Source organism: Bacillus sp. LR_5 (assembly GCF_042709275.1).
Map to the genome: position 1 here is coordinate 1 of NZ_JAVAXX010000110.1, position 19,039 is coordinate 19,039.

22 protein-coding genes are annotated in these 19,039 nt (G+C 44.5%); 9 read left to right on the forward strand and 13 right to left on the reverse strand.

The features are described from left to right. Window positions 1-103: 103 nt before the first annotated feature. Together RAC86_RS20170 and dnaB are read right to left on the reverse strand one after the other, a co-directional pair. Window positions 104-523 carry a VOC family protein gene (locus RAC86_RS20170; protein WP_377885985.1) on the reverse strand — a complete coding sequence of 140 codons (420 nt, stop codon included), beginning with the start codon at window positions 521-523 and terminating at the stop codon, window positions 104-106. A gap of 119 nt (window positions 524-642) precedes the next feature. Beyond that, window positions 643-2,007 (reverse strand): replicative DNA helicase, encoded by a 1,365-nt coding sequence (dnaB, locus tag RAC86_RS20175; protein WP_003226923.1) that lies wholly within the window; start codon window positions 2,005-2,007, stop codon window positions 643-645. Between the two features lie 169 nt (window positions 2,008-2,176). On the opposite strand from dnaB, the gene RAC86_RS20180 reads away from it, so the two are divergent. Then, complete coding sequence (locus RAC86_RS20180; protein WP_003226922.1) at window positions 2,177-2,377, forward strand: DUF2188 domain-containing protein; 201 nt, start codon at window positions 2,177-2,179, stop codon at window positions 2,375-2,377. Window positions 2,378-2,424: 47 nt separating this feature from the next. On the opposite strand, the gene RAC86_RS20185 is transcribed toward RAC86_RS20180, so the two are convergent. After that, window positions 2,425-2,628, reverse strand: coding sequence for a hypothetical protein (locus RAC86_RS20185; RefSeq protein WP_015250806.1), 204 nt, complete (start codon window positions 2,626-2,628; stop codon window positions 2,425-2,427). Window positions 2,629-2,748: 120 nt separating this feature from the next. On the opposite strand from RAC86_RS20185, the gene RAC86_RS20190 reads away from it, so the two are divergent. The 3 genes from RAC86_RS20190 to RAC86_RS20200 all read left to right on the forward strand — a co-directional run bounded on the left by RAC86_RS20190 (window position 2,749) and on the right by RAC86_RS20200 (window position 6,333). Continuing rightward, on the forward strand, window positions 2,749-2,889 hold the full coding sequence (locus tag RAC86_RS20190; protein ID WP_003242786.1) for a YycC family protein: 141 nt from the start codon (window positions 2,749-2,751) through the stop codon (window positions 2,887-2,889). A 72-nt stretch (window positions 2,890-2,961) separates the two neighbouring features. Next, a complete protein-coding gene (locus tag RAC86_RS20195; RefSeq protein ID WP_003226917.1) occupies window positions 2,962-4,170 on the forward strand; it encodes a CynX/NimT family MFS transporter in 1,209 nt (402 codons plus the stop codon). Window positions 4,171-4,275: 105 nt separating this feature from the next. Next, window positions 4,276-6,333 carry a glycosyltransferase family 39 protein gene (locus RAC86_RS20200; protein WP_377885986.1) on the forward strand — a complete coding sequence of 686 codons (2,058 nt, stop codon included), beginning with the start codon at window positions 4,276-4,278 and terminating at the stop codon, window positions 6,331-6,333. A gap of 37 nt (window positions 6,334-6,370) precedes the next feature. Here RAC86_RS20200 and rplI read toward each other — a convergent pair whose 3' ends face one another. The 4 genes from rplI to RAC86_RS20220 form a co-directional block, all read right to left on the reverse strand. Next, window positions 6,371-6,820 (reverse strand): 50S ribosomal protein L9, encoded by a 450-nt coding sequence (gene rplI / locus RAC86_RS20205; RefSeq protein ID WP_003226915.1) that lies wholly within the window; start codon window positions 6,818-6,820, stop codon window positions 6,371-6,373. Next, on the reverse strand, window positions 6,817-8,796 hold the full coding sequence (gene gdpP / locus RAC86_RS20210; protein ID WP_003242517.1) for a cyclic-di-AMP phosphodiesterase GdpP: 1,980 nt from the start codon (window positions 8,794-8,796) through the stop codon (window positions 6,817-6,819). Before gdpP ends, rplI begins: the two co-directional genes overlap by 4 nt. Before the next feature lie 36 nt (window positions 8,797-8,832). Next, window positions 8,833-9,762: a YybS family protein gene (locus tag RAC86_RS20215; protein WP_003243969.1), complete on the reverse strand. Its 930-nt coding sequence runs from the start codon at window positions 9,760-9,762 to the stop codon at window positions 8,833-8,835. Between the two features lie 224 nt (window positions 9,763-9,986). Continuing rightward, window positions 9,987-10,136 carry a hypothetical protein gene (locus RAC86_RS20220; RefSeq protein WP_003226909.1) on the reverse strand — a complete coding sequence of 50 codons (150 nt, stop codon included), beginning with the start codon at window positions 10,134-10,136 and terminating at the stop codon, window positions 9,987-9,989. Window positions 10,137-10,281: 145 nt separating this feature from the next. Between RAC86_RS20220 and cotF the strand changes: the two genes are divergently transcribed. Next, a complete protein-coding gene (cotF, locus tag RAC86_RS20225) occupies window positions 10,282-10,764 on the forward strand; it encodes a spore coat protein CotF (protein WP_003226906.1) in 483 nt (160 codons plus the stop codon). Between the two features lie 29 nt (window positions 10,765-10,793). On the opposite strand, the gene hypR is transcribed toward cotF, so the two are convergent. Continuing rightward, complete coding sequence (gene hypR / locus RAC86_RS20230) at window positions 10,794-11,171, reverse strand: transcriptional regulator HypR (RefSeq protein ID WP_015715058.1); 378 nt, start codon at window positions 11,169-11,171, stop codon at window positions 10,794-10,796. A gap of 205 nt (window positions 11,172-11,376) precedes the next feature. On the opposite strand from hypR, the gene RAC86_RS20235 reads away from it, so the two are divergent. Further along, window positions 11,377-12,306, forward strand: a complete 930-nt coding sequence (locus RAC86_RS20235) for a manganese-dependent inorganic pyrophosphatase (RefSeq protein WP_377885987.1) — start codon at window positions 11,377-11,379, stop codon at window positions 12,304-12,306. A gap of 32 nt (window positions 12,307-12,338) precedes the next feature. On the opposite strand, the gene RAC86_RS20240 is transcribed toward RAC86_RS20235, so the two are convergent. Together RAC86_RS20240 and RAC86_RS20245 are read right to left on the reverse strand one after the other, a co-directional pair. Continuing rightward, window positions 12,339-12,785, reverse strand: a complete 447-nt coding sequence (locus tag RAC86_RS20240) for a DUF6376 family protein (RefSeq protein WP_095844108.1) — start codon at window positions 12,783-12,785, stop codon at window positions 12,339-12,341. Between the two features lie 11 nt (window positions 12,786-12,796). Next, entirely contained in the window at window positions 12,797-13,117 is a 321-nt protein-coding gene (locus tag RAC86_RS20245) for a hypothetical protein (RefSeq protein WP_038428118.1), read from the reverse strand. Between the two features lie 100 nt (window positions 13,118-13,217). On the opposite strand from RAC86_RS20245, the gene RAC86_RS20250 reads away from it, so the two are divergent. Next, window positions 13,218-14,528: an MFS transporter gene (locus RAC86_RS20250; protein WP_014478548.1), complete on the forward strand. Its 1,311-nt coding sequence runs from the start codon at window positions 13,218-13,220 to the stop codon at window positions 14,526-14,528. A 159-nt stretch (window positions 14,529-14,687) separates the two neighbouring features. After that, on the forward strand, window positions 14,688-15,425 hold the full coding sequence (locus RAC86_RS20255; protein ID WP_128993620.1) for a MerR family transcriptional regulator: 738 nt from the start codon (window positions 14,688-14,690) through the stop codon (window positions 15,423-15,425). A gap of 37 nt (window positions 15,426-15,462) precedes the next feature. On the opposite strand, the gene RAC86_RS20260 is transcribed toward RAC86_RS20255, so the two are convergent. Both RAC86_RS20260 and RAC86_RS20265 read right to left on the reverse strand, forming a co-directional pair. Beyond that, entirely contained in the window at window positions 15,463-16,251 is a 789-nt protein-coding gene (locus RAC86_RS20260) for a hypothetical protein (protein ID WP_029726107.1), read from the reverse strand. Between the two features lie 67 nt (window positions 16,252-16,318). Then, window positions 16,319-16,708: a YybH family protein gene (locus tag RAC86_RS20265; protein WP_377885988.1), complete on the reverse strand. Its 390-nt coding sequence runs from the start codon at window positions 16,706-16,708 to the stop codon at window positions 16,319-16,321. Window positions 16,709-16,853: 145 nt separating this feature from the next. Here RAC86_RS20265 and RAC86_RS20270 point away from each other — a divergent pair, with 145 nt between their 5' ends. After that, window positions 16,854-17,693: a pentapeptide repeat-containing protein gene (locus tag RAC86_RS20270; protein ID WP_167560869.1), complete on the forward strand. Its 840-nt coding sequence runs from the start codon at window positions 16,854-16,856 to the stop codon at window positions 17,691-17,693. A gap of 32 nt (window positions 17,694-17,725) precedes the next feature. Here the strand turns inward: RAC86_RS20270 and RAC86_RS20275 are convergent, their stop codons facing one another. Further along, complete coding sequence (locus RAC86_RS20275; protein ID WP_377885989.1) at window positions 17,726-18,940, reverse strand: MFS transporter; 1,215 nt, start codon at window positions 18,938-18,940, stop codon at window positions 17,726-17,728. Window positions 18,941-19,039 lie beyond the last annotated feature (99 nt).

Sequence of the window (19,039 nt, forward strand, 5' to 3'; positions counted from 1 at the left end):
TTGTAAATCTATATTCGTTCGCTTCCATTCGTTTTATAAGCGTTTTCTCACTGCTTTGTCATAAAAAGCTTGCGAAACTTTCATCCTTTAGCATAAGAAAGAATCACTTGCCTGATATCCCTTTTGAATTCATAAAAACGACCCGCCAGCCATCCGGGTCCTCTATCGTTACGCCCCCATTGCTCCAGTACGGGTTCTCTGATTCGACCTCTTGATAGCCCATGTGCTTTAGCTTTGAAGTGATCGCTGCCAGTTCATCTGCATTCGGCACATAAAAAACAAGAAGGCTGTCGGGATGGGGAACGGGGGCAGTGCTTCCCCCTTCATACTGGGTGAATTCTAAATGATAATCGGTATGAGGAAGGCCGAACATGACACCGTCATACCCGTTATGCTTTGAAAATTCTCCTATTCGTTTCAAACACAATCCCTCTTCGTAAAAACGAATAATCTCATCAAGCTGGCCCGTAGGACGCGCAATTCGGATTTGTGCTGCGTGAAAAGACGAAAAACGTTTTCCCATATTGTTACCATCTCCTTTTTGCACCATTTTATTAAAACGCTTTCAATTTTTCATCCGCTGAGCGAACGGTATTTCTTCCATCTTTCGAATGAAAAAACCCCAAGAGCAGCTCTTGGGGCTTATGCGCCGGGCGGAACGCCTGCGTCATCAAAACGCCGTTCCAGGTTGACGAATTTGTTGTATTCTTTTACGAACGCAAGAGACACGGTTCCTACCGGGCCGTTACGCTGTTTGGCGATAATAATTTCGATAATATTTTTATTCTCGGTTTCTTTGTCATAGTAGTCATCACGATAAAGGAACGCGACAATATCCGCGTCCTGCTCGATACTTCCTGATTCCCGGATATCAGACATCATCGGACGTTTATCCTGACGCTGCTCAACGCCCCGAGAAAGCTGAGAAAGCGCGATAACAGGGACTTGCAGCTCCCTGGCAATCGACTTCAGTTCACGGGAAATTTCAGATACTTCCTGCTGACGGTTGTCCTTTGAACGACCGCTTCCCTGAATCAATTGCAGGTAATCGATCAAAATCATGCCCAGCCCGCTTTCCTGCTTCAAGCGGCGGCACTTGGCACGGATTTCACTCACTCGAATACCCGGTGTATCATCGATGTAAATCCCGCTGTTCGACAGGCTTCCCATTGCCATCGTCAGCTTGCCCCAATCCTCTTCGGTCAGGTTACCTGTACGGAGATTCTGGGCATTGATGTTTCCCTCGGCACAGAGCATACGCATAACGAGCTGCTCGGCACCCATCTCAAGACTGAAAATCGCTACGCTCTCATCGGTCTTCGTCGCCACGTTTTGTGCGATGTTCAGGGCAAAGGCTGTTTTCCCTACTGACGGACGTGCAGCCACAATGATCAAGTCGTTGCGCTGGAAACCCGCAGTCATCCGGTCAAGCTCCGTAAACCCTGTTGGAATTCCCGTGATATCACCTTTTCGATTATGAAGCTGTTCGATATTATCATAGGTCTGGACAAGGACGTCCTTAATATTTTGGAAGGCACTCGTGTTTTTGCGCTGTGCCACTTCCATAATCGTTTTTTCCGCTTCACTGAGTAAATCCTCGACCTCATCCTCACGGGTATACCCGTCTTGAGCAATCGTTGTCGCAGTTCTGATTAATCGGCGAAGAATCGATTTTTCCTCAACGATTTTCGCGTAATATTCTATGTTAGCCGCTGTCGGCACCGAGTTTGCGATATCTGTCAAATATGAAATGCCGCCTACTTCTTCCAGCAGGTCTGTGTTCGCAAGCTCTGATGTGACTGTCACCAGATCAACCGGTTCACCTCGGTCACCGAGCACCAGCATCGCATTATAGATTTTTTGGTGGGACATTCTATAGAAATCATCTGGAATCAATACTTCTGAAGCCAGTGTTAAAGCAGACGGCTGTAAAAAAATAGCGCCTAACACGGCTTGTTCGGCTTCTATATTTTGCGGAGGAAGCCGGTCATTCAGAAGGTCTGTCATGCTAAGCACCGTCCTCTCATTAAAAAATCTCCAACCTCCATTCTACCATTTCTACAGAAAAAAAATAGAAAAATTGTCTGTTTCCTGTTTTTTTCAGTTAGCAGATTGGATCGTTTCGGACAGTAACAAGGCGGGAAAAATGCAATAAAACATGAGGGAGGAATGAAAGATGATAAAGAAATATGCGATTACGCCTAATGTTGATGCGGACGGCTGGTTTATTGAGGTGGAGAATGTAGCGCCGACAGCTTTGTATACGTCTAAAGACGCCGCTATTGAAAAGGCCAAACAGGTGGCTAAGGAAAACAGTCCGTCTAAGCTTGTAATTTATGACCAGTTTAAAAATGTGGAAGAAGAACACTCATTTTAATGAATGAAAGCCTTCGCTGCAGCGAGGGTTTTTTAGCGGTTATCGGTTTATTTCATCCATTGGATGCCTATGTGCATCATCAAATCTGCCGCTTTTTGATACAGATCCCACTCCCCGATCGAAGCAAATTTCCCCATCAGCTCCTGAAGCTTTAGCCTCACTGCTATATATTCTTCGAAAGTGACAGCTTTTTCAGTGTCTATTTGGTGTTCCTTCAGCATTTGTTTTAATAAGGATAACGGTGCGTGCATAAGAACCCTCCTTACCTCTTTTATAACGGTCATTTTCCGATTGCTCTATTCCTTTGTGACATCTTCTTACATTTCACATCTGATTCTTGTACAATGGACAGAAGAGAGGAGGGATCTTTTGTGAGACCTTTGCAAATTTCTGCTGAAACTGCACAAAAGCTTGCAGAGTCCTTGAATCTGCCGCTTGAACAGATCATGCATATGCCTCAGCATATTCTGCTTGCCAAAATGGCTGAACTGCAAAAAGAGGACAAATCATAGCGTTCATTCACATACTTGCTTACCTGTTTCGGGATAATATCATGTATATGTTAGAAAAGAGGAGTAACTGCTTTGCCACATCCACATAATAAAAAAATCCAATCATTTTGGCTGATCACCGGCATTATCTTTATCGCCTTTAACTTACGGCCCGCGATCACTTCAGTCGGTCCGGTCATCAGCTCTATCCGGGCAGAGCTGCACATGTCCAATGGGGCAGCCGGTTTTTTGACCGCACTGCCGCTGCTTTCGTTTGCAGTTCTTTCTCCACTTGCACCTAAGCTTGGACAGCGCCTCGGAAATGAGCGAACTTTATGGCTAGGTCTCGTGATACTGCTTATCGGTGTTTTGACTCGTTCTACCGGCTATACTGCCGCTTTGTTTTTCGGAACGGCACTTATCGGAGTCGGAATTGCGATTGGTAACGTACTTTTGCCAAGCTTAATCAAACATAAATACCCTGAAAAGCCAGGGATCATGATCAGCCTGTATACGACATCAATGAATATATTCGCAGCTTTAGCATCAGGTGTCAGCGTTCCTTTAGCGACCCAGATGAATGGCGGATGGAAACAAGCCTTTCTCTTATGGGGCGGGCTGGCTTTGCTTGCATTGCTGATCTGGATACCTCAGCTGCGCCATCGAGATACGGCAAACCAGACAATGAAGCTGCAATCCAGTTCCATTTGGGCTTCCAAAATGGCATGGTATGTCACCATCTTTATGGGCCTGCAATCGTTTTTATTTTACAGCAGCATCGCTTGGTTTCCTGAAATTCTCCGTTCACACGGGATTGATACGGCAACAGCCGGATGGATGGTATCACTCATGCAATTTGCGAGTCTGCCTTCCACTTTTCTGACACCAGTTTTAGCTGACCGTGTGAAACAGCAGCGCGGTATCGTTGCGGCGCTGGCCTCAGTTTATCTGATCGGCCTCTGCGGATTATTAGCGGGCGGAAGCCATACATTGCTTGCCATCTGGATGATCATTATCGGTATCGGGCAAGGCTCCAGCATTAGTCTGGCGCTCACTTTGATTGGTCTCCGCAGTGAAAATGCCCAACAGGCCGCTGCGCTGTCAGGCATGTCTCAGTCATTCGGCTACCTGCTGGCAGCAGTCGGGCCAATCTTTGTCGGCTATCTCTTTGACCAGACGCATTCTTGGACGATGCCGATTGTGCTTCTCATTGCTGCCCTGATCGTAATGGGAGCAGCTGGACAGGGAGCCGGACGAGATCGATACATTTTTCAGTCAGAAAAACAAAGAAATTCAGCATAAAAGCGGGGAAAATATCTCCGCTTTTTTCTTTGAATATTTATGGTTTATTCATAAGTTTTTCATATTTGTTTTTTACAATTAGACACCATAAAGAGGTGAAAAACGATGAAAACCAAACGATTCGACGCAGCCCTTATTCTTATTTTGCTGGCAGCAGCTTTTTTGGATACGTATCACATTTGGCAGGATGATACAGCGAACCAGTACTATTTGGCGGCTGTAAAAAGCATGACGCAAAGCTTCCATAATTTCTTTTATGCGTCATTTGACCCTTCTGGATTTGTGACAGTAGATAAGCCTCCTGTCGTGTTATGGATTCAAACGATTTTCGCACTGATTTTCGGTGTTCACACGTGGAGTGTCATCATTCCCCAGGCTCTTGCCGGAGTTGGATCTGTCTTCCTTCTCTACAGAATGATCAAGCCGACTTTTGGAATTGAAGCGGCCCGCATTTCCGCACTTGTTATGGCACTGACCCCTATCGCAGTAGCTGTCAGCCGGACAAACAATATTGACAGCATGCTTGTCTTTACCATATTGCTCGGTTCAGCTTGCCTGCTTCGGGCAGTAAAACAAGGCAAGCTGGTTTGTCTGCTGACGGCATTTGCCCTAATTGGGCTCGCCTTTAATATGAAGATGATGCAAGCGTTTATGGTATTGCCTGCATTTGTGTTATTCTACCTGGTTGCATCCCGGGTTTCCCTCAAGAAAAAAATCGGTTCCCTGCTTCTGTCTCTTGTCCTTCTGACAGGCCTTTCACTCTCATGGGCGATAGCAGTGGATTCAGCCTCTTCCTCAAGCCGGCCTTATGTAGGAAGCAGCCAGACTAACTCAGTGCTAGAACTGGCCTTTGGCTACAACGGCACAGAGCGTCTGCTTGGGCAAACTACGGGCCTTGCAAAGGGTGATATGAATGCTGCTGGCGGAGGGAACATGCAGAATCAAGACAACATGCAAGCGCCAAATGGCGACGGTTCATCTTTTTCTCAGAACGGAAATCAATCATTCGGAAACCATTCACAGGCGCCTCAGCCGCCTAACGGACAAACCGGCGCTCTCAATGGAGGCGGAGGCACACCTCCCACAGGTGGCAACGGGCCTGGAAATGGAGGGCCTGGCGGTAGAGGCGGAAAAAGCGTGAATATGTTCGGCACCGGTGATCCTGGACCGCTTCGTCTTTTCCAATCAGCACTTTCCGGCCAAATCAGCTGGATGCTTCCATTCTCATTGATCGGATTACTGGGCGCAATCGTCAGCTGGTACCGTGATCGCCGCGGACATGCTGCTGAAATGAAAGAAACGCTATTCTGGGCGGCTTGGCTTGTTCCCGTGGCTGGTTTCTTCAGCATCGCAGGATTCTTCCACCAGTATTATTTGATTATGCTGGCACCGCCGATTGCCGCCCTTTCTGGTATCGGATGGTATACGATGCACCGCTTATACAAAAATAATCAAGACTGGCCCAGCTATCTTCTGCCGGCAGCCGTTCTGATCACAACCGTGTTCCAGGTGTATATTCTGAGTGCTTATACAAGCCAAATCGGCAGTGTGTGGATGTATGTCCTGGGACTCATAGGACTCGGTATCACCCTTGCACTTCTGATGCTTAAACGCAGCCATACGTTCAGTAAGCAGCTGACCATCATCAGCTTGTGCGTTCTGCTTCTCACACCTGTTTACTGGTCAGCAACGCCGCTTCTATACGGTGGCAACAGCGTCCTTCCTGAATCCGGCCCGCAGCTCAAAGGCTCAGCAAACGGCGGGAACATGTTCTCTTCAGAGGTCGACAGCGGGCTCCTGTCCTATCTGAGAAAACACAATACCGGCGAAGAATATTTATTTGCTACTTTGACAACCGTAACAGCTGCGCCATACATCATTTACGAAAATGAATCTGTTATGGCAATGGGCGGATTTAACGGCACGGATCCCATTCTGACTGTGTCCGAACTGAAAAAACTGATCAAAGAAGGCAAAGTGAAATACTTCCTTCTGTCCGAAAGCAACTCAGGCAACAGCAAACTTGTTTCCTGGATTAAGAAAAACGGAAAAGAAATAACATCTGACGAGTACAGCGGTTCCTCCAGCAGCACAAACAGCGTGCAGGGAATGAGAGGAGGACCTGGCGGAGAAAGCCAGCAAACTCTTTATCTCGTGGAATAAAAAAAAGAGGCTTGGATGAATCCAAGCCTCTTTTCTATTAAGCTTCTTCTTTTACATGTACCTTTAACACAGCCTGCACTTCAGGATGCAGCTTCACAGGCACGTTCGTATATCCTAATGCACGAATGCCGTCCGGCAGTTCAAGCTTCCGCTTATCTACTTTAATGTTATGGTCTTTTTGGAGCTGTTCAGTAATTTGCTTGCTTGTCACTGAACCAAATAAACGGCCGCCCTCACCTGATTTTGCGCTAAGCTCAACAGTCAGTTTTTCTAATGTCTCTTTCAAGCTCTTAGCCTGCTCAAGCTCAGCAATGGCTTCTTTTTTCTCTTTCTGCTTTTGTCCGTTTAGCGCGCTGATGTTTGAAGCGTTCGCTTCAACCGCGAGGCCTTTTTTAATTAGAAAGTTATGCGCATAACCGTCTGCTACGTTTTTGACTTCGCCTTTTTTTCCTTTTCCTTTTACATCTTGTAAGAAAATAACCTTCATCTCTGTACGCCTCCCTCAAAATACTCATCTATGGCGTGCTTCAGCCGTTCCAGCGCTTCAGAAACTGAAATGCCGGACAACTGAGTCGCCGCATTTGTTAAATGCCCTCCGCCTTCCAGGGCCTCCATGATGATCTGAACATTTACCTCGCCAAGCGACCGCGCACTGATACAAACCGTTTGTTCATCCCGTCTCGCCACCGCAAATGAAGCCTCAACCTCACTCATCGACAGCAGCGAATCGGCAGCCTGCGCAATCAGCACTTGATCGAAGTATTCCTCTTCATTTTCAGGAAGAGAAGCAATCGCAATGTTATCTTTATAGAGGACCGTATGCTGGATCAGCTTCGCCCGTTTAATATAGGAATCAACGGTTTCTTTCAGGAACTTCTGCACCAGCACCGTGTCGGCGCCTTTTGCCCTTAAATAAGAAGCCGCATCAAAAGTCCGCGAGCCCGTGCGGAGAGAAAAGCTCTTTGTATCCACTATTATACCAGCTAATAGGGCTGTTGCTTCAATCATATTGATTTTTAAGCGCTTCGGCTGATATTCAAGCAGCTCTGTCACCAATTCCGCTGTGGAAGAAGCGTATGGTTCCATATAAACGAGCAGCGGATCTCTGATAAACTCCTCACCTCTGCGGTGATGGTCGATGACCACGATATGTTCAATTTTATTGACCAGACGTTCCTCCATGACGAGTGACGGCTTATGTGTATCGACGATCACAAGCAGTGTGTCATCATTGGAAATTTCCATTGCTTCTTCAGGCGTAATAAATCTTGACCACAGTTCTTCATATTTTTTGATTTCCCCAATCAAACGCTGCACACTTGATCCGATTTGATTTGGGTCAATCACGATAAAACCATCTTTGTTATTTGCCTGAGCCACCTTTAAAATCCCGATCGCTGCGCCGATAGAATCCATGTCGGGGAATTTATGCCCCATGATAATCACATTGCTGCTTTCGGTGACGATTTCCTTTAAGGCGTGAGAAATCACGCGGGCCCGCACCCTTGTTCGTTTCTCCATTGGGTTTGTTTTACCGCCGTAAAACTTCACCTTGCCGTTTGGCAGCTTAATGGCTACCTGGTCTCCGCCGCGTCCCAGTGCTAAGTCCAAGCTGGATTGCGCCAAATCGCCAAGTTCTTTCAGGGAAGAAACTGAAGCCCCGACACCGACGCTTAACGTCAGCGCTACACCGTCAAACGAGGTTTTTTCCCGCACTTCATCAAGAATCGAAAACTTCGAATTTTCGAGTTCAGTTAAGATGTGTTCATTAAGTACAGCAATAAAGCGTTCTGAAGACGTCCTTTTCAAGAAGATCCCGTACTCCTGCGCCCAAGCGTTCAGCAAAGATGTCACCTGGCTGTTCATCGTGCTTCTCGTCTGGTCATCCAATCCTTGTGTCACATCATCATAGTTATCAAGGAAAATATATGCCAGGACGGTTCTTTCATTTTCATATAGCTTTTCAATCTGGATTTGTTCTGTTACATCAAAGAAATATAAGAGACGCTCATCCCGTTTGATGACAACCCTAAACTTGCGGTCATTCAATGTAACCGTTTCCGATTCCACCTCTTGTTTGATAAGCGGCACTACCGATTCACAAGTATCGTAAAGTGATCTCCCCACTAAAGTGCTTTCATTAAAGCAAGAGGAAAGAAACGGATTTGCCCATTCTATATAATATTGGTCATTAAAAAGCATGATTCCAATCGGCATTTCCATCAATGCCTCTTCACCGACTTTTTTCAACCTGTAGGACAACGTAGAAATATAAGCATCAATCTCTTGTCGAATAAGAGAATCAGCACGCTTAATAAAAAACAAAATAACTGCCAGCAGCAGCACTTCGACGGTTCCTAATATCCAGTTAAAATAAAAGCTGATGAGGATTGTAATAATTGACAGAGCAATCAATGCATAGATGGGATACCGAAACAGCGGTTTTTCATAAAAGCTTGGCATTTCTATCACTCCCCACCATGTGAGTAAAACTCATGTTCACTTCACCTTATTCCTTATATGAAAGCCCATATCTAAAACGCCTAAAATGCGAATGGCCGCCATGAAGACCGGATGAACAAACCCAAGTATGACAGCAATCACAGCCGCAGCCTTTGGATATTGTTTCTTATGGCAATAGAAAAAGATAAATGATAAACCTTGGATGAAAATCAGAAACCCGAGTATAAACTCCCCATTTAAAGCGATAGAGTACAGCATTTGGCCTTTTTCTAAAGGCAAAAATGAAAGCATGACAATAATCAAATACAGTACTACAACACTTTGCGGAAACTTCAACTCTCTAAAAGGCTTTAGATTAGGAATATCGGGGGAGAATCGCCTTAAGAGCGGCTTAGCGATAAGGTAACTGAGGAAAGAAAAAATAACTCCTACCATCACAATAGCTGTTGGAAAAAGATATTGAACGATACCCAATTGTTCTTCCATCAGTTTTAATTGCTTCTCAAACTGTCCAGCATTGCCCGACTGCTTCGCTACAGTTTCTACAATATCAAGAGATTGCCGGTATTGTGTCATCGCCTCATCAATGATATTGATACCCAAAAACTGAATGCTTATCACAAAATAGAAGACAATACTAAGCATATAAATAAGAGCGCCCGAAATAATGGCGTGCCCGGGCTCTTTCCTTTTGAAAAAATGTCCCATGGCAATGCCGGCGCAAGCTGACATAAAAGCTACAATAAGCCCGTTAAAGGACCCGACAATAAAAACAACCGGAAGACTGACAGCGCCCATCCATATCCCTAGCTTCAATCCATGTCTGATCGTATACAAGATCATTGGCAGCGGCAGTGCAAATAACAGAATTGTTCCAATCACAGGAACATAAACGACCAGAAGCGTGATGATCGCAAACAGACTGATTAAAATAGCACCTTCCATTAAAGCTCTCGTTTGTTTCACTTAGTCACCTCGTATCATCCTGAACATACGAATAGAAAAGAGCAGCATAAACGACTGCTCTTTTTCATCGCTGCAACATACGTTGCACCGAATGTTTTTATATCATCTCTAAATTTTACTTTTATATTTTAACATAAGTCCAAATCGCAAGTAAAATAACGCTAATGTTTCATGTGAAACATGAAAAATGAAAAGACATTCTTTGAAAAGAATGCCCATCACAATTAATGTTTATCATCCATAAAGCCAGAAGATTCCTTGTTTTTCTTTTTCGTTTTTCTGACATACATAAAAATTAAGATCACCAGTAAAAGGGTTGTTGCTTGCAGAACGCCGCTGCTAAACAAGAAAAAGTTCTTTATCATGTCCCACATTGTGTTTCACCTCTTTGTGCATGTTCTCAACCCGTATCCTATATAAGGTGAATTTCCCTTTTTAAAAACTTCAAAACATCATGAACAACATTGAGCATTGGGCATATGCTGATATGGAATCTGATCGATAAAGGAGAATTTTCACATGGATGAACGCAGAACATTGGCTTGGCATGAAACATTAGAAATGCACGAGCTGGTTGCTTTTCAATCAAACGGACTCATTAAACTGAAGAAAATGATAAGAGAAGTAAAAGACCCTCAGCTCAGACAGCTTTATAACGTGTCTATTCAGAGCGTTGAGCAAAATTTGAGAGAGCTTCTTCCGTTCTTTCCACAGGCTCCGCACAGAGAAGATGAGGAAGAAGAACGCGCAGATAACCCATTTTACAGCGGTGACCTGCTCGGTTTTGCCAAAACATCTGTCCGCAGCTATGCCATCGCAATTACAGAAACAGCAACACCTCAATTAAGAAACGTACTGGTCAAACAGCTGAATGCTGCCATCCAGCTGCACGCCCAAGTTTATCGATACATGTATCAGCATGGATATTATCCGTCTTACAACCTTTCTGAACTGTTGAAAAACGATGTCAGAAACGCCAACAGAGCCATTTCAATGAAATAAAACAAGCAGCAAAGGAGTTCCCTTTGCTGCTATTTCTGCTGATCCTTCACTAAGCCGTTCGAACGATAAGATTCCAGCACGTCTCTGTTGGATTCTCCCCATTCTTTCATTTGCAAAACAATCGGTTCAAGCGTTCGCCCGAATTCTGTCAGAGAGTACTCAACCTTGGGCGGCACCTGTTGATAAACCTCACGATGCACGATGCCGTCCGCTTCCAGCTCCCTCAGCTGAAGAGTAAGCATTCTTTGAGTAATACTCGGGCAGATTCGCCGAAACTCATTAAATCGTTTCTTGCCATCTATCATGTGATAAAAAAGAATTCCTTTCCACTTTCCGCCAATGACATCTAGAGTAAATTCAACTGGACAGCCTTCTTTGTTCGGGTATATATTCTTTTTTCCACTCATTCTTGACCCTCCAATAGTACCTTTTTTGATACTACATTACATTTTGCAACTAAGCTACCCAGTATTTTACACACCTTTTCTCCTTAGCTCAAAGAAAATGCTTCTTATTCACATCAATTTTTAAGGGTTTGCATGATTACACCTGCAGCAAGACGTGTTAAACTATATAAAGATTACACTACTTAAAAAAAGGATAGGAGCTATCATGGAAAAGATACTTATTTTCGGACACCAAAACCCAGACACAGATACGATTTGTTCTGCGATTGCTTATGCTGATTTGAAAAACAAACTCGGCTTCAATGCTGAGCCTGTCCGTCTCGGACAAGTCAACGGCGAAACACAATACGCGCTTGACTATTTCAAACAAGAAAGCCCGCGTCTTGTTGAAACAGCTGCAAACGAAGTAAACGGCGTTATCCTGGTTGACCATAACGAACGCCAGCAAAGCATCAAAGACATTGAAGAGGTTCAGGTTTTAGAGGTTATCGACCATCACCGCATCGCTAACTTTGAAACAGCTGAGCCGCTTTACTATCGTGCTGAGCCTGTAGGCTGTACGGCTACCATCTTAAACAAAATGTACAAAGAGAATAACGTGAAAATCGAGAAAGAAATTGCCGGCCTTATGCTGTCTGCGATCATTTCTGATTCCCTGTTATTTAAATCTCCAACTTGCACGGACCAAGACGTAGCAACAGCAAAAGAGCTTGCGGAGATCGCTGGCGTAGATGCTGAAGAATACGGCTTGAACATGTTAAAAGCAGGCGCTGATCTAAGCAAAAAAACAGTGGAAGAGCTCATTTCTCTTGATGCGAAAGAATTTACGCTCGGCAGCAAGAAAGTCGAAATCGCACAAGTAAATACAGTGGACATTGAAGATGTGAAAAAACGCCAAGCTGAATTAGAAGCTGTGATCTCAAAAGTTGTGGCTGAGAAGAATCTTGATCTCTTCCTTCTCGTTATCACAGATATCTTAGAAAATGATTCACTTGCTCTTGCAATCGGTAACGAAGCAGCGAAAGTGGAAAAAGCGTTCAACGTTACATTAGAAAACAACACAGCCCTCTTAAAAGGCGTTGTTTCCCGTAAAAAACAAGTCGTTCCTGTCTTAACAGACGCAATGGCTGAATAAGCAAAAAGCATCCCGCGTCGGGATGCTTTTTCTTATTCACCCAGCTTCTCAATTTGTCCCATCACATCAGTAATTTGCTTTGCGTTTTGGACCAGGTCTGACTGCTCCAATTCTTTAAGCGATACCTTGCCTTCCTCGGCTTGTTTCAACACCTCTTCAGCGCTTTTCTGCAAGGTCTCGTTATGCTCCTGAATGGTTTGATGAATCTCCGCTGCGGCATCAGGCGGCGTTAATTCATTAAAATCAGCGGCAGCCTTCTGAATCGACTCAAGCTGCGCTTCAAGTTTTTCTTTCGCCTCGGTGTCATTTACAGCTTTCTCAGCCAATTCAGGTGCTTCCTCTGCAAATGTCTTCACCTTCTCCACATACCCCGCTGCTTCACTCGTATAGTTCAATCCGTCGTTCACCTGATCAAGCATGCCGCATCCGCCTGCACTCAAAAGTCCCACTCCGGCAAGTACTGTCAAAATGATCTTCATCTTCAGCCCCCTCATCGTTTCTTTTTCATTTTTTCTTTTAAGATCGGAATCAATTTCTCTTTCGCTAACGGCAGCCCTTTCCTCACCAATTCACGCTTCAGCCACTTTTTCAGCTTAGACATTCTGATGCTCCTCTCCCTTTTTGATAAAAATGAAAAAACTCCACCAATTTGGTGAAGTTCCTGAAACAAAAAGACCTTCACCAAATCAGATTTGGCAAAGGTCTCGCTAACAATGAAATTGCCAGCAAAGCCGAGGACACCTTGTCCCGTAATGACGACTTTACTGTGAAAGCTACTCCCCTTTGGAGTGTTCATTTTTATTACTTTCATTCTAAAGCACCGATCTGTTCCAGTCAAATTCCTGCCGTTTATATAAAAGCGCGCTGTGGTATTTAAAATTTGAATGGTTTTTCTATCAGGAGATCATGCTATGACAGAGGAGGTTTTCATCATGAGTCAAGAGCGCGTGAAACGGCCTGGGCATACCAGATGGTACATATCTTCGTTACTTAGCGGCATTATTATTCTTAATTATTTTGACCGAGTGGCCATCTCGGTAGCGGCCCCTGCGATACAAGATTCGTTTCATCTTACTGCAACTGAACTCGGCATCGTGTTTTCCATTTACACCTATTCCTATACACTGATGCAGCTGCCTGTCGGAAGTTTGCTGGACCGTTTTGGGGTCGCATGGGTCACGAGGGTTGGAATGACAATATGGAGCTTTTTAACGATCCTTCTTGCTTTTTTGCAAGGAAAATTGCTGTTGTATCTGTTCCGGTTTCTCATTGGGCTGACGAGCGCCTCTGCGTTCCCCGCTGCCTCTAAAGCAACCGCTCTCTGGTTTCCTCCAAGTGAGCGGGGATTGGCAAACTCACTGTTCGATTCGGCCGCCAAGTTTTCAAATGTAATCGGCGCGCCATTGGTCGCCTTTCTTGTCACAACATTTGACTGGCGTGTCGCTTTTTTGACGATTGGATGCATCAATGTGCTGTTTACGATCTTTTTCTGGCAGTATTATGAACAGCCTGAACGGCACAAACGTATTTCTAAAAGTGAACTAAACTATATTCAAAAACACAATGCCATTACAACAGAGCAAATCCCTTACAAAACGGGCCCGCTTTTAAAAAAGCTTTTCACCAATCGAAAAGTATGGGGCTTAATGATCGGATTTACAGGGTACGGGTATACATTCAACCTGCTGCTCACCTGGCTTCCGACTTTCTTTAAACATACATACGGTATGGATCTCATGTCGTCCGGTTTATTTACGGCAGTGCCGTGGCTGATCTCAACCATTTCCGGAATTGCCGTCGGCGGCTGGCTCGTCGATTATTTTATTAAGAAAGGCTATCCTAACACCAAGGTGTACCGAACCGTAATCATAGTCGGAATGAGCTTTGGCTTTTTCTTTTTAGGCTCCATTCTGACGAACAATATTACCGTAGCCATTATTTGCATTTCCATCGGACTCGCCGGAATTTCAGCAACCGCTCCGGTCGGCTGGTCCATCTCCGCAGAACTCGCGCCGATCGGTTCCGTATCCATGCTGAGCTCCATGGTGAATCTCGCAAACAACCTGTTCGGAGGCATTATTGCTGCGTCACTGACAGGGTATTTGTTTGATGTGACAGGCTCCTTTACGCTCAGCTTTCTGGTAGCTGGTTTTGTGCTGTTGCTGGGATTGGTTTTTTATGTGTTTGTATTAGGGGATGTAAAACGAATTAAACTGGAATGAAGAGTGCTTGCTGAAAAGCACTCTTTTCTTTGAATCCGCCAGGTGTTATTTTCTTTCTCCCACATTCACTAGTCTGTCTTCGGACGAAAACACCACCATTTTATCCTTGACTCCAACCAAAGGTAAGGCCTCATAGTGAAAGAAGAAAGGAGGAGTCGGATGGTGAAATTAACAGTAAAAGAACTATCCAATATTGCGAATGTCACAATCAAAACGCTTTATCATTACCACAAAATCGGCTTGCTGGCCCCAAAGGAAATAAGCGAAGCCGGATATCGGTACTATGGTGCTGAAGAACTAAAAAGACTGCAGGAAATCCTTTTTTACAAAGAATTAGATATTCCTTTGTCAGAAATTAAAACATTACTAAATGAGGATGCTAAAAGAACAAGTACATTAGAAAAACAAAAAAAGCTGTTTGAAAAGAAAATTGAAAAGTATCAGCGTCTCATTCAAACAGTCAACACATCTTTAGAATACACGAGAAAAGGCGAAAACATGGATCATAAGGTAATGTTTAAAGGATTTGAAAGCGCTGAAGAATGGAAACAATCTTTAGCAGAACAAAATGGGTATTTAAAAGAGCGTTACGATTTTGAATTGGATACACATACAATCAATGTCGATGAAATGAACAAAATGGCAATAGAGGCTAAACATTTTCTTGATAGGATGGCTGATTTTTTAAGAAACGGCGTAACGTATCATGACCCTTCCGTGCAAGAGCATGTCATGAATCATCTTAAGTTCCTAAATCAGAACGGGCATCCGACAAGTAAAGAAGATTACGTAAAACAAACACGTTTTTTTATGCAAGATGATTTCCATAGAGGAATGTTAGAAGAGCAGCAAGCCGGTTTATCTTATTATTTGGTTGTCGTTGCAGAACACCTGTAATGTTTTATCACCCTTTATAGGGTGACAGCCATCAGGATTACGAGACAGCACCGCCAACAATCGAAACATTCTGCCGGTCAACGGCAAAACGCCGTCCGTTCCATTTTAATACGGTTTGAACATATCCCAATGAGTCGGCGTTATACCTTCCCGCTATCCGCTGGTACGCCAATAATTCGTATACGCCGTCTCTGTCAAAATCAACCGGATACAAGCCCGATAAAGGATTCACCCATCCTTCTATCGGCATTTTTAACACACCTTGGCTGTTATAAATCTCATTCAAATATTCCCTGCCTTTGTAAGTAAGGTCGAGGATATACGTTTCGTTTTGCTGATGACTGATGACGCTCGCTTTATATTGATTTTGATACCTCACACTGTACTTTAATTCATCATTCAATACATCTGAATTGAAAATTCGCCGGAACTGCCTGTTTAGATAGGCAAACACGTATGCATAAATAGCACCGCCGCTTCCCCCTGTGTCCATTACCACTGCCACATCCTCAATCTTGTCGCCTGTCATATCCCCCAGAAAAAGTGACGGATTGTATCCCATATTGTTTTGAAGCTGAATCTGCTGCTCCTGATGGGTTCTGCCATCACGGATCACCAATGTGATATTTCTCCATAACGGGCTGCCGGGCATTTGATTTCCAGTTAGAAAGACCTCGTCAATAACGCCGTCTCCCGTTACATCGCCGCGAGTAGATGCAATGATTGCACGTGAGGAGACAGGCTGCCGAAATACGTATGGATGTTGAACAAGTCCTCTGCTTTCATAAAACCAATAAGGAGCCATTCTGATGTCATACACATTCAATTGTGTCACCTTCCCTAATCAGCTGAATGAATCATTATATGCAGGAATGGCACATCAAAGACATATCTTACACACCAATTAAATCCGTACCATAAGAGTTATCGATTACACAAAGCCACTCGCCTTGCGCATTCTTCTTAAATACATAGGTCGCCCTTCTTTCCATCCCATACTCGGAGTCCTTTTTATCCGAATCAAGCAGTGTCTGAGAAAGGACGAGTACCGTGTCACCTGCTTCTAACAGGATCATTTCCCCTTGTTTCGGGACAATATGATGATTGAAATAGTTCGCAATCGTGATAAACGCTTTTTTGATTTCTTCTTTGCCTCGCGCGATCATGCCCGGCTTCACGACTAAAACGGCATCTTCCGAATAATAATTCATCAGTGTATCAAAATCTTCATTTTGGATTGCCAAATCACACGCAGAGATGATGTCTTTCAATTGCTGTTCCAAATGAATTCCCCCAATCATCATGATTGGATATATTATACATCGCTAGACCACTGAAACCTTGAAAACAAAATGAAAAGTATCCTTTTTTCCTATATAATCAAATAGATATATTTAACAAAGTACCCAAGTGAAGGGGTGAACATTATTGTCTGCGGAAGTAACGTTACATGACAATAGACATCATGATTTAAGTGCGGATTGCCAGCACTGTTTTGGCCTGTGCTGTGTCGCCTTGCCTTATGCGAAGTCGGCAGATTTTGCTTTTGATAAAGACGGGGGCACGCCTTGCCGCAACTTACAATCAAACTATCAATGTTCTATACATAAAGATCTCAGAGAAAAAGGATTTCGAGGCTGCTCTGCATATGAATGCTTTGGCGCCGGCCAAAAAGTATCCCAAATCACTTATGAGGGAAAGGATTGGCGAAACAGCCCCGAAACGGCCAACCAGATGTTTGACGTTTTTCCTATCATGCAGCAGCTGCACGAAATGCTCTGGTATTTACATGAAGCTCTTTCTATAGATATAGCCAAGCCGATTCATCCTGAACTGAGAACCAGTTTCGAAAAAATAGAAAGGCTCACCAGACTCAGCAAAGAACGCTTGCTGACACTGCAGGTGGACGAGCATCGAGCTGAGGTCAATGAATGGCTGTTAAAAACAAGTGAGCTGGTGCGTGCCCAAGCCCGCCATCCAAAACTCCCGAAAAAGGTCAGCCGGGGAAGTGTCCTGATCGGCGCGAAACTGAAAGGGCTTGATCTGCGAGGAGCAAATCTAAGAGGGGCGCTGCTCATAGCCGCCGATCTGAGAAATGCCGATTTGAGAATGACAGACTTTATCGGTGCAGATATGAGAGACGCTGATCTCAGCGGCGCCGACCTGACCGGGAGCATCTTTCTGACACAGGCACAGGTGAACGCCGCCAACGGCGATTCGAACACAAAGCTGCCGCTGTCTTTACGAATCCCTGCCCATTGGAAATAAAAAAGGACCCGCTAACGGTCCTTTTTTACTGATCAATTCAATCCTTTTTCGTTCCTTTTATCCGGCACTTTCGCACTTCTTGCCAAGTATCCCGACAGCCATAACGCAACCAGCAGCATGAAGGTGATCATACCGACAACGCCCAGCCAGTGAAAACCAGACCAGAATAGCCCTCCGACTGTTCCGCAAACACTTGAACCGGCGTAATAAAAGAACAAATACAGCGATGAAGCCTGTGCTTTGTTATGAAGGGCTCTCCTGCCCACCCAGCTGCTGGCAACTGAATGTCCGCCGAAAAAACCGAATGTAAAGAGGGCAATCCCCAGAATTTTCACTGCCAGCATACTGTTTATCGTGAATAAAGCACCTGCAATGACGATGAAAATATTCATCACCAGTATTTTTGGATAGCCATATCGATCAACCATTCTTCCAATGAAAGACGAGCTGAAAATGCCTACAATCATCACAATAAAGATCCAGCTGGCAAATGCTTTATTAAGCGAATACGGCGGGCCCAACAGTACATACACAATGTAATTAAACAATGCAACATTGCTTCCGAGCAGCAAAAAACCAATGAGAAACAAGCTGAATAGTTTACGGTCCCTCAAGTGGTCGATCAGAGACATTCCCAATTTCCCGAGCTTCAATTTTCTTGGCGTAAAATGCCTGGATGGCGGCAAATTCATAAAAAATATAACACTAGCAATCAAACTAATGACACCAATTGATCCCATCGCCATATGCCAATTCAAGTACTCGCTCAGGAGCCCGGAAACGATCCTTCCGAAAACGGCGCCGATTGCATTTCCGCTGATATACAGCCCCATCGCCGACCCAAGACTTCCGGGTTCAATTTCTTCCCCGAGATAAGCCATCGCAATCGACGGAAGGCCTGCGAGCGCAACGCCTTGAATGGTTCTCAATACGAGCAGCGTATGAAAGTTCGGACTAAAGGCCGATGCCAGACAGAGAACCGATGCGGCCAGCATGGAAATACCCATAATCGGCTTGCGCCCCCACACCTCGGATAATGAACCAAAGACAAGCATGCTCACAGCTAACAGCATTGTGGTAACAGATAAAGAAAGACTCGCCGCAGTAGGCGTCACATGAAATTCCCGCGTGAATTCCTCCATGAGCGGCTGTACGCAATATAGAATCGCAAATGTATTGAAACCCGCAGCGAAGAAAGCAAACGTAATTTTTCGAAAAACCGGTGTGCCTTTTCGAATGTATGTCATCGGGACTTTATCGGTCCCTCATCATGTTGTGGAGCACTGCCATTCATAAACAATCATCCTTTATTTCTCCGAATTCAAATATCCTCGAGTCTGTTTATA

What these genes read in the sequence shown, in the direction of transcription:
- rplI (WP_003226915.1), bottom strand. Translation starts at nt 6,820, where the DNA reads ATGAAGGTTATTTTCTTACAAGATGTAAAAGGAAAAGGAAAAAAAGGC.
- gdpP (WP_003242517.1), bottom strand. Translation starts at nt 8,796, where the DNA reads ATGCCAAGCTTTTATGAAAAACCGCTGTTTCGGTATCCCATCTATGCA.
- RAC86_RS20250 (WP_014478548.1), top strand. Translation starts at nt 13,218, where the DNA reads ATGACAGAGGAGGTTTTCATCATGAGTCAAGAGCGCGTGAAACGGCCT.
- RAC86_RS20180 (WP_003226922.1), top strand. Translation starts at nt 2,177, where the DNA reads ATGATAAAGAAATATGCGATTACGCCTAATGTTGATGCGGACGGCTGG.
- RAC86_RS20170 (WP_377885985.1), bottom strand. Translation starts at nt 523, where the DNA reads ATGGGAAAACGTTTTTCGTCTTTTCACGCAGCACAAATCCGAATTGCG.
- RAC86_RS20245 (WP_038428118.1), bottom strand. Translation starts at nt 13,117, where the DNA reads ATGAAAGTAATAAAAATGAACACTCCAAAGGGGAGTAGCTTTCACAGT.
- RAC86_RS20220 (WP_003226909.1), bottom strand. Translation starts at nt 10,136, where the DNA reads ATGTGGGACATGATAAAGAACTTTTTCTTGTTTAGCAGCGGCGTTCTG.
- RAC86_RS20275 (WP_377885989.1), bottom strand. Translation starts at nt 18,940, where the DNA reads ATGACATACATTCGAAAAGGCACACCGGTTTTTCGAAAAATTACGTTT.
- RAC86_RS20240 (WP_095844108.1), bottom strand. Translation starts at nt 12,785, where the DNA reads ATGAAGATCATTTTGACAGTACTTGCCGGAGTGGGACTTTTGAGTGCA.
- RAC86_RS20255 (WP_128993620.1), top strand. Translation starts at nt 14,688, where the DNA reads ATGGTGAAATTAACAGTAAAAGAACTATCCAATATTGCGAATGTCACA.
- RAC86_RS20185 (WP_015250806.1), bottom strand. Translation starts at nt 2,628, where the DNA reads ATGCACGCACCGTTATCCTTATTAAAACAAATGCTGAAGGAACACCAA.
- hypR (WP_015715058.1), bottom strand. Translation starts at nt 11,171, where the DNA reads ATGAGTGGAAAAAAGAATATATACCCGAACAAAGAAGGCTGTCCAGTT.
- RAC86_RS20200 (WP_377885986.1), top strand. Translation starts at nt 4,276, where the DNA reads ATGAAAACCAAACGATTCGACGCAGCCCTTATTCTTATTTTGCTGGCA.
- RAC86_RS20235 (WP_377885987.1), top strand. Translation starts at nt 11,377, where the DNA reads ATGGAAAAGATACTTATTTTCGGACACCAAAACCCAGACACAGATACG.
- cotF (WP_003226906.1), top strand. Translation starts at nt 10,282, where the DNA reads ATGGATGAACGCAGAACATTGGCTTGGCATGAAACATTAGAAATGCAC.
- dnaB (WP_003226923.1), bottom strand. Translation starts at nt 2,007, where the DNA reads ATGACAGACCTTCTGAATGACCGGCTTCCTCCGCAAAATATAGAAGCC.